Origin of the sequence: Pseudodonghicola flavimaris, from assembly GCF_030164425.1 — a bacterium.
GTDB classification, from domain to species: Bacteria; Pseudomonadota; Alphaproteobacteria; order Rhodobacterales; family Rhodobacteraceae; genus Pseudodonghicola; species Pseudodonghicola flavimaris.
The window spans coordinates 37,637-49,936 of the sequence record NZ_JASNJD010000001.1; the positions used below are offsets into that span (position 1 = coordinate 37,637).

The 12,300-nt window shown below is 64.0% G+C and carries 12 protein-coding genes; 9 read left to right on the plus strand and 3 right to left on the minus strand.

Annotated elements, in window-relative coordinates; translation table 11 throughout:
• Nucleotide 1: 1 nt before the first annotated feature.
• The 5 genes from QO033_RS00165 to QO033_RS00185 all read left to right on the plus strand — a co-directional run bounded on the left by QO033_RS00165 (nt 2) and on the right by QO033_RS00185 (nt 5,514).
• On the plus strand, nt 2–1,510 hold the full coding sequence (locus tag QO033_RS00165; protein ID WP_284478890.1) for a sugar ABC transporter ATP-binding protein: 1,509 nt from the start codon (nt 2–4) through the stop codon (nt 1,508–1,510).
• Nucleotides 1,507–2,517 carry an ABC transporter permease gene (locus QO033_RS00170; RefSeq protein WP_284478891.1) on the plus strand — a complete coding sequence of 337 codons (1,011 nt, stop codon included), beginning with the start codon at nt 1,507–1,509 and terminating at the stop codon, nt 2,515–2,517. The genes QO033_RS00165 and QO033_RS00170 overlap by 4 nt, the downstream gene beginning before the upstream one ends.
• A gap of 85 nt (nt 2,518–2,602) precedes the next feature.
• Complete coding sequence (locus QO033_RS00175; protein ID WP_284478892.1) at nt 2,603–3,355, plus strand: alpha/beta hydrolase; 753 nt, start codon at nt 2,603–2,605, stop codon at nt 3,353–3,355.
• A gap of 217 nt (nt 3,356–3,572) precedes the next feature.
• Entirely contained in the window at nt 3,573–4,283 is a 711-nt protein-coding gene (locus QO033_RS00180) for an alpha/beta fold hydrolase (protein ID WP_284478893.1), read from the plus strand.
• A gap of 1 nt (nt 4,284) precedes the next feature.
• On the plus strand, nt 4,285–5,514 hold the full coding sequence (locus tag QO033_RS00185) for a glycosyltransferase (protein WP_284478894.1): 1,230 nt from the start codon (nt 4,285–4,287) through the stop codon (nt 5,512–5,514).
• Here QO033_RS00185 and QO033_RS00190 read toward each other — a convergent pair.
• Nucleotides 5,502–6,092: a DUF6151 family protein gene (locus QO033_RS00190; protein ID WP_284478895.1), complete on the minus strand. Its 591-nt coding sequence runs from the start codon at nt 6,090–6,092 to the stop codon at nt 5,502–5,504. The two genes, QO033_RS00185 and QO033_RS00190, sit on opposite strands and share 13 nt — an antisense overlap.
• 6 nt (nt 6,093–6,098) lie before the next feature.
• A complete protein-coding gene (gene phaZ / locus QO033_RS00195; RefSeq protein WP_284478896.1) occupies nt 6,099–7,391 on the minus strand; it encodes a polyhydroxyalkanoate depolymerase in 1,293 nt (430 codons plus the stop codon).
• A 111-nt stretch (nt 7,392–7,502) separates the two neighbouring features.
• On the opposite strand from phaZ, the gene phaC reads away from it, so the two are divergent.
• From phaC to phaR, 4 genes are all read left to right on the plus strand, one after another.
• A complete protein-coding gene (gene phaC / locus QO033_RS00200; RefSeq protein WP_284478897.1) occupies nt 7,503–9,308 on the plus strand; it encodes a class I poly(R)-hydroxyalkanoic acid synthase in 1,806 nt (601 codons plus the stop codon).
• A gap of 133 nt (nt 9,309–9,441) precedes the next feature.
• On the plus strand, nt 9,442–9,885 hold the full coding sequence (locus tag QO033_RS00205; protein WP_284479365.1) for a phasin family protein: 444 nt from the start codon (nt 9,442–9,444) through the stop codon (nt 9,883–9,885).
• Nucleotides 9,886–10,180: 295 nt separating this feature from the next.
• The gene (locus QO033_RS00210; protein ID WP_284478898.1) at nt 10,181–10,645 is read left to right on the plus strand and encodes a phasin, PhaP; all 465 of its coding nucleotides are present in this window, start codon (nt 10,181–10,183) and stop codon (nt 10,643–10,645) included.
• A 122-nt stretch (nt 10,646–10,767) separates the two neighbouring features.
• A complete protein-coding gene (gene phaR, locus QO033_RS00215; protein WP_284478899.1) occupies nt 10,768–11,331 on the plus strand; it encodes a polyhydroxyalkanoate synthesis repressor PhaR in 564 nt (187 codons plus the stop codon).
• A 6-nt stretch (nt 11,332–11,337) separates the two neighbouring features.
• Here the strand turns inward: phaR and QO033_RS00220 are convergent, their stop codons facing one another.
• The gene (locus tag QO033_RS00220; RefSeq protein ID WP_284478900.1) at nt 11,338–12,240 is read right to left on the minus strand and encodes an aminotransferase class IV; all 903 of its coding nucleotides are present in this window, start codon (nt 12,238–12,240) and stop codon (nt 11,338–11,340) included.
• Nucleotides 12,241–12,300: the final 60 nt, after the last annotated feature.

Sequence of the window (12,300 nt, forward strand, 5' to 3'; positions counted from 1 at the left end):
GATGCAATCAACAAAGCTGGTGGAAACACGCGGCCTGACCAAGCGCTATCCCGGTGTGCTGGCCTTGAACGGGGTGGATTTCGATCTTGAGAAGGGCGAGGTTCATGTGCTCTTCGGTGAGAACGGGGCCGGCAAATCGACGCTGATTTCGATGCTCGCCGGCGCCAACAGCCCGAGCGAGGGCAGCCTGACGCTGAACGGGGAGACGATGACCTTCGCCTCGGTCGCCGATGCGCAGCGGGCCGGCATCTACACGGTGTTTCAGGAATTCTCGCTGATCCCGACCCTCACCGTGGCCGAGAATATCTTTCTGGGCTGGGAGCCGATGAAAGGCCCCTTCGTCGATCATCGTGCGATGCGCCGTCGCGCCCGAGAGATGTTCGAAGAACTGGACTTTCCCATCGACCCGACCGCGATCACCGCGTCGCTGTCGCGGGCACAGCAGCAGATGGTCGAGATCACCAAGGCGTTTCACGGCGATCTTTCGGTGCTGATCCTCGATGAACCGACCGCCTCGCTGACCGATCGCGAGGTCGATCACCTGTTCGGCTTTATCGCGTCGCTGAAGGCGCGCGGGGTGGGGATCATCTATATTTCGCACCGCATCCAGGAATTCCAGCGCATCGCCGACCGGGTGACGGTGCTGCGCGACGGTGCCAAGATCGGCACCGTGGCGATGGCCGAGACCGACGAACACGCGCTGGTCGAGATGATGACCGGTCGCGCCATCACCGAGATTTACCCGCAGATCGCCCATACCCCGGGCGAGGTTCTGGTGACGGCGGAGGGGCTGTCGACGCCGGGCGTCACCGATGCTTCGCTGGAAATCCGCGCCGGCGAGGTGCTGGGGATCGCGGGTCTGGTGGGCTCGGGCAAGTCGCGGCTCTTTCGCGCGATGATGGGGCTGGCGCCCCGGCTCGGCGGCAGGGTCACGCTGAAGGGCGCGGACATCACCGGCGCCCCGACCCGGGCGATCCTCAGGGCTGGGATGTATTATCTCTCCCCCGACCGCAAGGCGGAGGGGCTCGACCTCGCGAAGACCTCGAACGATAACCTCGCGCTCAATCTGGTGATGGGCGGCAAGGGCGTGTCGAAGGCGGGCTTCATCAATTGGAAGACGATCCGCGCGGAGAGCGATCGGATCGCGGATTATGTCGAACTTAATGACGGTTACCGGCCAAAGCTGGTGTCGCAGTTGTCGGGCGGCAACCAGCAGAAGGTGCTGTTCGGCAAATGCTTCGGCCAGGAGGCCGACATCTATGTCTTCGACGAGCCGACGGTCGGCGTCGATATGGGCACACGCTCGGCGCTCTACCGGCTGATCCAGCAACTGGCCGAGGCCGGCAAGGCGGTGGTGGTGATCTCCTCCGACCTGCCCGAAGTCCTGAACCTGTCGCACCGGATGCTGGTGCTGGCGCATGGCCGGATCTCGGCCGAACTGAGCGGGGACGAGATGGTGGAGGATCTGGTCCTGAAACATTTCTTCGATGAGAGCGGAGCCAAGGCATGAGCGAGCAAAGCAACAAAACCGGCGCGGGCGGTCTGATCAGGCGCGTCTTCGTCAAGGTGGGCGTTCTGCCGTTCTTCCTGCTGGCGGCGCTGGTGATCTTCACCGCGCTGTCGTCGAAATTCCTGACCGGGCAGAACCTGGTGAACGTGGCACGGCAATCGGTCTATCTGGTGCTGGTGTCGATGGGGCAGATGCTGGTGCTGATCTCCGGCGGCTTCGATCTGTCGGTGGGCACGGCCATTGCGCTGACTTCGGTGGTCTCGGCTTCGGCCATGGTGTTCTTCGCCGGCATCTTCCCGGATGCGATCTGGCTGGCGATCCTCCTCGGCGCCTTCGCGGGCTTTGCTGCGGCGCTGCTGGTGGGCATGGTGAACGGCCTCGGCGTCGCCTATTTCGACGTCTCCCCCTTCATCATGACGCTCGGCGTCTCGTCGGTCGGCGCCGGGCTGGCGCTGTTCCTCACCGGCGGTGTGCCGGTCTCCGGCCTGCCGTTCGAATTCGCCGACACTTTCGGCTTCGGGCGGCTCTGGGGGATACCGGTGCCGGTGCTGATCGCGCTGATTTGCATCGTGGTGATGTGGATCTTCATGTCGCGCACCCGGTTGGGCACCCAGATCTATGCGGTCGGCGGCAATATCAAGGCGGCGCATCTGTCGGCGATCAACACCAAGCGGACCTTGATGTTGGCATATATGGTCTGCGCGCTGATCGCCTCGCTGACCGGCCTGCTGCTCACCGCCCGGGTGGAATCGGGCGAGGCGAACATGGGCGGCTCCATCGCGCTGGAATCCATCGCCGCCTGTGTGATCGCCGGCGTGTCGCTGCGCGGTGGGATCGGACGGGTGGAAAACGTGGTGCTGGGGGCCTTCTTCATCGTCCTGGTGCAGAACGGTATGAACCTGGCGCAGGTCAGCTCCTACATGCAGATGGTGCTGCTGGGCGTGCTGCTGATCCTCGCGGTGATTTTCGACCAGCTGCGCTATCGCATCATCATGAGCGGGCGCTAAGCCCTTGATCTCACGCGGGCCGTATTGCGCATTGCGGCCCGCCGTCGCTGTCGGCATGATCTTTTACAAGTTCAAGGAGATGCGCATGCCAGCAACCACTTTTCTCGAAACACCGCAGGGCCGCAAGCTTGCCTATCACCGGACCGAAGGGCAGGGGCCCTGGGTGGTCTTTCTCGGCGGGCTGAAATCCGACATGGAGGGCACCAAGGCCACCCATCTGGAGTCCTGGGCCCGGGCCCGGGGGCAGGCCTTTCTGCGGTTCGATTACTCCGGCCATGGCGAGAGCAGCGGGATATTTGAGGACGGCTGCATCGGCGACTGGCACGAGGATACGATGGCCGCGGTCGCCGCGCTGACAGAGGGGCCGATCATCGCCGTCGGATCCTCCATGGGCGGCTGGCAGTCGCTGCTTCTGGCCCGCACCGTGCCGGAGCGGCTGCTGGGGCTGGTGCTGGTCGCCGCGGCCCCGGATTTCACCGAGGACGGCTATTGGGCCAGTTTCACCCCGGCACAGAAGGCCCGGCTGGAGGCCGACGGCTATGTCGAGGTGCCCTCGGACTATATGGAACCCTACCGCATTTCCCGCCGGATGATCGAAGATGGCCGCAGCCGTCTGGTGCTGCGCGATCCGCTGCCGCTGCCGTTTCCGGTGCGCTGCCTTCAGGGCACCGCCGACACGGCGGTTTCCACCGAAACCGCATTGCGGCTGCTGGATCATGCAAGCTGCGACGACATGCGGCTGACCCTGGTGAAAGACGCCGATCACCGGTTCTCCGACGGCCCCTGCCTGGGGCTGATCGAAGCCGCGATCGAGGATATCCTGACCGCCGCCGGGTAACCTGCCGCGCCGCCGCCGGGACCCTCTCCTTCGGCGGACCGGTCGACCGCCGCGAAATCGGCGATGGCGCGAAAAGCCGCGCCATATCGGGTTGCCCGCAGCGGCGGAAATCCGCATGGTGGAGCCAGTGGTCGTCCACTCCCGGTTGTGTGCTGCGCTGGGGGATACGGATCCAAATCGATCAGGCAGAATGCGTTGCGCGAACAAAGGGGTTGTGATGGCTGAGCCATTGGTCCTGTTGCCGGGCTTGATGGGCGACGCAAGGGTTTTTGCGCCGCAGATCAACAGCTTGTCTCGTGAACGCGCGGTCATGATCGCGCCGGTGACGCAGGGCGAGCGGGTGGAGGAAATCGCCTCGAACCTGATCGATCAGTTGCCGCAGCGCTTCGCGCTCGCCGGGCTGGGGCTGGGCGGGATCGTGGCGATGGAAATCCTGCGACGGGTGCCCGACCGGGTGGCGCGGCTGTGCCTGATGGGCACCAACCCGTTGGCCGAAACCCCGGCGGAGGCCGCGGCGCGTGAGCCCTTGATCGTGCGGGCCCGGGCGGGCCGGCTGGAGGATGTGATGCGCGAAGCGCTGCCGCCCGAGGCGCTGGCGCCAGGGCCCGGGCGCATGGCGGTGCTGGGGCAGATCGCAAGCATGGCCGCGGATCTTGGGCCGGAGGTTTTCGTCCGTCAGTCCCGCGCCCTGCAGCGCCGCCGAGACCAGCAGAGCACCCTGCGCAAGTTCAAGGTGCCGACGCTGATCCTCTGCGGCGCCCATGACCGGCTGGCACCGGTCAAACGCCATAGTTTCATGGCCGAACTGATGCAGCAGGCCTGGCTCGAGGTGATCGAGGAGGCCGGCCACCTGCCGCCGCTGGAAGCGCCGGAGGCGACGACAGCGGCGCTGCGGCATTGGCTGCAGGCGCCCCGCCCGGGGCTCTGAGATGGCCGGACACGCCAGAGATCGCCTGCTGCTCTATGCGCCGGTGCCGGCCTATCGTCGGGATGGCCAGATCTGGGTCGAGGCGCAGGCGGTGAACGGGCTGCGGCTGTGGGCGACGCATTTTTCCGAAGTCACCGTGATGATGCCGGTTGCACCGGGGGCGCCGCCGGCCGGCTGGCGGCCGGTGGTGCCGGGGCAGGGGCCGCTGGAGCGGATCGCCCTGGCGCTGTTGCCCACGGCCTATAGGACGGGCGCGTTCCTGCGTCATCTGCCCGCGACCCGCGCCCGCATCCGCAGGCTGATCGAAGGGGCCGATTATCTCAGTTTCGCCATTGGCGGGCTGATCGGCGACTGGGGCGCGGTGGCGGCGTTGACAGCATCGGCCATGGGCCGGCGTTTCGCGGTCTGGACCGACCGGGTGGAATCCGAGGTGGAGCGCCGGACGGCCGGCAGCGCCCCCTGGCGCCGGCGGCTCAAGGCGCGGCTGAGCCACCGACCGATGGCGGCGCTGGAACGGCTGGTGATCCGCCGCGCCGCGCTGGGGCTGTTTCACGGGCGCGAAACCTACGATCACTATGCCCGCTACTGCCGCCAGCCGCATGTGGTTCACAATATCCATCTGGCGCCGGGCGATCATATCGGCGCCGCCGATCTGGCCGCCAAACAGGCCGAGCTGCGCGCCGGTGTGCCGCTGCGGCTGATCTATACCGGCCGGGCGGAGGCGATGAAGGGGCCCTTCGACTGGCTCGATGCGCTGAGGCGGCTGAAGGATCGCGATGTGGTCTTTTCCGCCGAATGGTTGGGGGTGGGGGCGCTGCTGCCGCAGATGCGGGAACGGATCGCGGCGCTGGGGCTGGAAGACCGGGTGCAGACGCCGGGGTTCGTCGCCGATCATCACGCGGTTCTCGCCGCCTGCCGGGCCTCGCATCTGTTCCTGTTCTGTCACCTGACCCCGGAATCGCCGCGCTGCCTGATCGAGGCATTGGCCTGCGGGGCGCCGCTGGTCGGCTATGACGGCGCCTTTGCCCGCGATCTGATCCAGAGCCACGGCGGTGGCGTTCTGGTACCGATGGGAGAGGCCGGGGCGCTGGCCGCGGCGCTGGCGGAGCTCGACGCCGATCGCGATCGGCTGGCGGCCCTGTTGGAGAGGGCCGCGCTGGATGGCGCGCCCTTCACCGATGAGGCGGTGTTCGCGCATCGCGCGGAGCTGATCAGGACCTATCTGTCGTAGAGCGCGGCTCGTTCCGTCCGGCTCAGCACCCTGGGGGAAACGATCGGCGCGCCGGCGGCGTCGAAGAAGGGCGAACGGCGCCAGCCGCCGGTGAGCCGGCCTGCCAGCGCGCGGACGGCAAATCCCCGGATCACCGGCACCAGCCCCTCCATCTTCGGTTTTCCCGCCGCCTGCGGCACGAAGGCCCGGCCGCGCAGCGGGCCGAGCCGGGCGGGATCGTCGAGGCAGGCGGTGCGGATCGCCGCGAAGCTGAGCGCGGGGGAACTCAGCGTGTTGAACATCGGTGTGTCGCAGCAGCGGGCGTACCAGCGGTAGAGGCCCTTGGGCGACAGCTGCATCAGCGCCAGTTGATCGAAGCCGCCGTCAAAGCGGATTTCCTGGGCGGAGAGCTGGAACAGACCGACCGGTTCAGGCGCCGGGTCGGGCTGGCCATGGGCCAGTTCGTTGGCGCGGCAGTCGGCACAGAAACAGGCGACATGAGTGCCTCGCCTCAGCCCCTTGGGGCTGAGGTGACCATGCAAGGTTCCGCAACGACAGCGGAAATCGGGGGCGGCGGGGCCAGGGGAGCCGTCCGCCATGTCCGGTCAGTTCGCCGCGGCGTTGGTGTTGGCCACGCGGGACGAGGTGCGCCGGCGGGTCGATTTCTTGGTGCTGTTGGTGTTCATGAACTCCAGCACCAGCGGCCGGATGTTGTCGCGCCAGGACCGGCCGGCGAAGATGCCGTAGTGGCCGGCGCCGGGTTCCACATGGCTGGCTTTCATGCTGTCGGGCAGCCCGGTGCAGAGATCGAGCGCGGCAATACACTGGCCCGGGGCGGAGATATCGTCATTGGCGCCCTCGACCGTCTTCACCGCCACATTGGTGATCTTGCCGATGTCCACCTTGTGACCGTCGACCACGAAGTCGTTCTTGGCGATTTCACCGGCCTTGAAGATCCGCTCCACCGTGGAGAGATAGAATTCCGCGGTCATGTCCATCACCGCCAGGTATTCGTCGTAGAAGCGGTTGTGGGCATCGTGATCGCCGGCCTCGCCACGCATTTCGCGGCGGATTTGGTTCGAGAAGGCCTCGGAATGGCGGTCGGCGTTCATCGACATGAAGGAGGTCAGCTGCAGCAGCCCGGGATAGACCAGACGGCCGACGCCCTTGTATTTGAAGCCGACCCGCTGGATCGCGGTTTCCTCGAGCTGGCCCATGGTGACGCGGCGGCCGAAATCGGTCACCTCTGTCGGGGTGGCGTCGGGGTCGATCGGGCCGCCGATCAGCGTCAGCGTCAGCGGCTGGGCCGCCGGGTCGAGCTCGGCCAGATAGGCGGTGGCGGCCAGCGTCAGCGGTGCCGGCTGGCAGACCGCGATCACATGGGTGTCGGGGCCGAGGTGGCGCATGAAGTCGACCAGATAGAGGGTGTAATCCTCGACGTCGAACTTACCTTCGGAGACCGGGATGTCGCGGGCGTTGTGCCAGTCGGTGACGTAAAGTTCGCAATCAGGCAGCAGACTGGCCACGGTCGAACGCAGAAGCGTCGCGTAATGTCCCGACATCGGCGCCACCAGCAGCACCTTGCGCGGCTGGATATCGCGGCCGGGGACCTTGAAATAGATCAGGTCGCCGAACGGCCGTTCCACCACGGTCTGAACTTCGACAACGTGGTCTTTACCATCTTCGCAGGTGACCGTCCGGATGCCCCAGTCGGGCTTGACGATCATTCGCTGGAAGGTTCGTTCCGTCACCTTGCCCCAGGCCGCCAGCCAGTTCAGTGCCGGCACCGGTGCCAGGCTGAAGGCAGGGTAGGAGGCGAAGGATTGAGCTGTGGCGCCCAGCCACTGGTTGGCATTGCGGGCGGATTCCATCAGGTCGTAGGTCATCATATAGCGCATTCGGGGTCTCCTCGTTTGTGAGCCAATGCAACTTGGACTAAACGCCGCTTTGCCTCCCGAACGCTGCGACGGTATTCTGCGCATATAGAAGATTAGGGGGGATTCGGAGAAATGACAACTGTAGACGATGACGGCACGGCCGTCCCCGCAGAGCATCTGGACCGGCTGACCGAGAACCTTTCCAAGGTCGAAAATCTCTCCAAGCGGCTTATCGACGTGATGGCGCACAAGACCTCGCACAACCCGGGGTTGGACACGCCGGATCAGGGGCTGTTCACAAAGGCGGCGGCCGCCTACTGGAACCAGGCGGTGCAGAATCCTGCCAAGATCCTGGAACATCAGATCGAATTCTGGGGCGAGTCGGTCAAGCATTTCGCCGAGGCGCAGCAGGCGCTGGCCAAGGGCCGGCTGGAGGCGCCGGCCGATCCCGGCCCCAAGGACCGGCGGTTTTCCAACCCGCTGTGGGAGTCGCACCCCTATTTCAACTTCATTAAGCAGCAGTACCAGATCAACGCCAAGGCGATCGAACAGGCGGTTGGCGCAGTCGAGGGGCTGGAGGCCAAGGACAAGCGGCGGCTGACCTATTTCGCGCGCCAGATCGTCGATCTGATGGCGCCGACCAACTATCTGGCCACCAACCCCGACGCTCTGGAACGGGCGCTGCAGACCGAGGGGCAATCGCTGGTCGACGGGCTGGAAAACCTGATCAGCGATCTGGAGGCCAACAACGGCGAACTGGTGGTGCGGCTGGCCGACGAGAAGGCCTTTGAGGTCGGCGGCAATATCGCCACCGCCCCGGGCGATGTGGTCTATCGCAACCGGATGATGGAGATCATCCAGTTCAAGCCGGCGACCGACACGGTGCACGAAATCCCGATCGTGCTGTTCCCACCCTGGATCAATAAGTTCTACATCCTCGATCTGAAGCCGCAGAACAGCCTGATCAAGTGGATCGTGGAGCAGGGCTATACCCTCTTTGTGATCAGCTGGGTCAACCCCGATGCCTCCTATGCCGATATCGGCATGGAGGAATACATCGAGGAGGGCTTCCTGACCGCGATCCGCGAGGTCAAGGCGATTTGCAACACCGATCAGGTCAACGCGGTGGGCTATTGCATCGCCGGCACCACGCTGGCGCTGACCCTGGCGCTGATGAAGAAGCGCGGTGACAAATCGGTGAAATCCGCGACCTTCTTCACCGCGCTGACGGATTTCTCCGATCAGGGGGAATTCACCCCCTTCCTGCAGGACGACTTCATCGACGCGATCGAGGAGGAGGTGGCGGAAACAGGGATTCTGCGGTCCTACATCATGGCGCGAACCTTCTCCTTCCTGCGGTCGAACGATCTGGTCTACAGCCCGGCGATCCGCAGTTACATGATGGGAGAGGCGCCGCCGGCCTTTGATCTGCTGTACTGGAACGGCGATGGCACCAACCTGCCGGGCAAGATGGCGATGCAGTATCTGCGCGGCCTCTGCCAGCGCAACGATTTCTGCGAGGACGGGTTCGAGCTTCTGGGCGAGACGCTGAAGATCGAGGACGTCAGCGTGCCGCTGATGTCGATCACCTGCGAAAAGGACCATATCGCCGCCTGGCGCGACTGTTATCGCGGGGTGCAGCAGATGGGCTCGCGGTCGAAACAGTTCGTGGTGTCGCAGTCGGGCCATGTGGCAGGGATCGTCAACCCGCCCAGCAAGAAGAAATACGGCTATTACACCAACAGCGACCTCAGCGGCGATGCGTCGGCCTGGATGGAAGGGGCCACTTTCCACGACAGTTCATGGTGGCCGCTCTGGGGCGAGTGGCTGTCGAAGCGGGCCGGCAAACAGGTTCCGGCGCGCGACGCAGGTGATTCGGAGCATCCGAGCCTCGGGCCGGCACCGGGCACCTATGTGGTGGCCACGCCAACCACCTGATTTACATTGCAAATGCAGAATTCATTCTGCGGCGCAGCGAATTTCCTTGAAATGCTGCGCCGCAGCATGCATATTGATCCCAGCTGATGAGGACATCGGGGCATCTCCCGGACAGCACGCGAGGATCGTGACAATGGCTAAAACTCAAGACTTCACCGCAATGATGAAAGACATGATGGGCGCTTTTCCGGTGGACACCACCGCGATGGAAGATGCCTTCAAGTCCACCGCTGCTCTGAACGAGAAACTGACGAGCGTTGCTCTCGAAGCCGCCGAAAAGACCTCGGAAATCTCGAACAAATGGACCAAAGACACCCTGGCCAAACTGGCTGAAGTGTCCAAAGCCAAGGCCGAGCCCGCCGACTACGCCAAAGCGATGAGCGATTTCGCCTCCGCTTCCGCCGAAGTTGCCGCTGAAAACATGGCCGCCTTCGCCGAGATCGCCAAGAAAGTGCAGATGGACACCGTCGAGCTGCTGATGGCCGCCGGCAAGGACATGACCGAAGATGCGACCGCCGCCGTGAAAAAGGCCACCGAAGAGGTGACCGCCGCGGCGAAGAAAGCCGCCGCGAAGTAAGCGCGACAGAATCGCAAGCCTGCACCCCTCTCCTCCCAACCGGTGCAATTGCGAAGGGCAGGTCGAAAGGCCTGCCCTTTTTTCATGTCTTCTGATTGGAATTTCTGTTTCCGAGGGGCGGCCAGGATGTTTTTCCTGTCCGCCCGTCCCGTTGGGGCTGTAGAATTTTTGCTGCAATGCAGCATTCTCCTCTTGAAATGCTGCGGTGCAGCATTCATATTCCTGTCAGCAACCGAGGGCATGATGATGGGATCGGATGAACCTCACTGGCCCGTATTCTACAAGGAAGAAGACCATGACCAATACCAAAGACTTTTCCAACATGATCAAGGACATGATGGGCGGTAGCTTCCCGGTCGACATGTCGGCGATGGAAGATGCCTTCAAGACCTCCGCGTCGCTGAATGAGAAGCTGTCCTCCGTGGCTCTCGAAGCCGCTGGTAAATCTGCAGAAATCTCCAACAAATGGGCCATCGACACGCTGTCGAAGCTGAATGAGATGTCGCGTGCCAAGGCTGAGCCGGCCGATTACGCCAAGGCGATGACCGATTTCGCCGCCGCCTCCGCCGAAGTCGCAGCCGAGAACATGGCCGCCTTCGCCGAAATCGCCAAGAAAGTGCAGATGGACACCGTCGAACTGATGATGGCTGCCGGCAAGGACATGACCGAAGATGCAAGCGCGGCCATGAAAAAGGCCACCGATGGCGTCACCGCAGCGGCCAAGAAGGCCACCACTGCCGCAGCCAAAGCTGCGAAGTAAGCTGCAATCCCGGGAAATGGGATTGAAAATCAAAGGGGCGGGCCGATGCGGCCCGCTCTTTCTTTTTTATTTTTGGTCGCATAGTGTTTTCCGCAAGCATCATGTCTCTTGGAGGGCAAGACGTGGCAGAAGACCAAAAACCCCTGCTGATCAAGCGGTATGCGAGCCGCCGGCTCTATAATACCGAAACCAGCGATTACGTCACGCTGGAGGATATCGCGGGGTTTATCCGCGAGGGTCGGGAGGTCCAGATCGTCGATCTGAAAACCGGGGACGACCTGACGCGGCAATATCTGCTGCAGATCATCGCCGAACATGAAAGCCGTGGCGAGAACGTGCTGCCGGTGAACGTGCTGAACGACCTGGTGCGCAGCTATATGGTGCCGGGCGGCGGGATGATGCCGCAGTTCCTGCAAAGCTCCTTCGAAATGCTGCGCGAAAGCCAGTCCAAGATGATGGAGAACATGAACGCGATGAACCCGATGGCCAAGATCCCCGGGTTCGAGGCGATGAAGGCGCAGCAGGAGGCGTTTCTGAAGGCGATGACCGGTGGGCTCGGCAGCAGCTGGTCGGGGCCGGGGCGCGATGCGGCGGAAGACGGCAAGACCGGCGGCGAGGACGAAGACCTAGACGCGATCAAGCGCCAGCTCGCCGATCTGCAGCAGAAACTGTCGAAGCTGAAATAGCCCGGCTCAGCCGTAGCGGATGGGGCTGCGCAGCCGTGGCTCCTCCAGCCATTCGAAATAGGTCGACCGCAGCGCCAGGGCCACCGGTCCCGGGGCGCGGTTGGAAAAGCTCTGGTCATCGATCCGGGCCACCGGGATCACGCCGCCGCCGGAGGAGGAGAGAAACACCTCATCCGCCTGCTGCAATTCCTCAAGCGGCAAGGCGCGTTCCTCGACCCGCAGGCCTCTGGCGCGGGCGATCTCCATCACCGTTTGCCGGGTGATCCCCTGCAGCACCCCATGCTCCGGGGTAACCAGTACCTCGCCGAACAGGGCAAAGACGTTGAAACCGGGGCCTTCGGTGACATTGCCCTGATGATCCAGCAGCATGGTGGTTTCGAAGCCCTGCTCCTTCGCCTCGAACAGACCGGAGGTGAAATCGCCCCAGTGGTAGTTCTTGGCGCGCGGATCGACGCTGTCGCGCGGGATGCGGCGGACCGATTTGGCGATCCAGACGCTGGTGCCCTTTTCCGCCTGCTCCGGTTTGACGATATGCACGTAAGGCACGCACCAGGCGTAGAAATGGTTGCTGCAATCGCGCGGATCGCGGCTGCCCGGCACGGTATTGGGTCCGCGGGCGGCAACCATGGCGACATAGGCGTCCTGCAGGCCGCTGGCGGCGACCATTTCCTCCAGCGCGGCATGCACCTCGAAACGGTCCATCAGGATGTTCATCCGCACCGCCTGGATCGAAGCGAAGAACCGGTCGAGGTAGTCGTGCAGCCGGAAAAAGGCGCCGCCCCAGACCGGCGCCACGTCATAGGTGATGTCGGAGTGGGTCAGCCCCCAGTCGGTGACGCCGATGGAGGCTTCGGAAATCGGGAGGATACGGCCGCCGATCCAGGCAGCCCCGTGGCTGAGATCTGTCATCCGCCAAGCGTGGCGCGGCGGCCGGGTTTTGGCAAGTGCCGGCGATCCCTGCCATGGCGT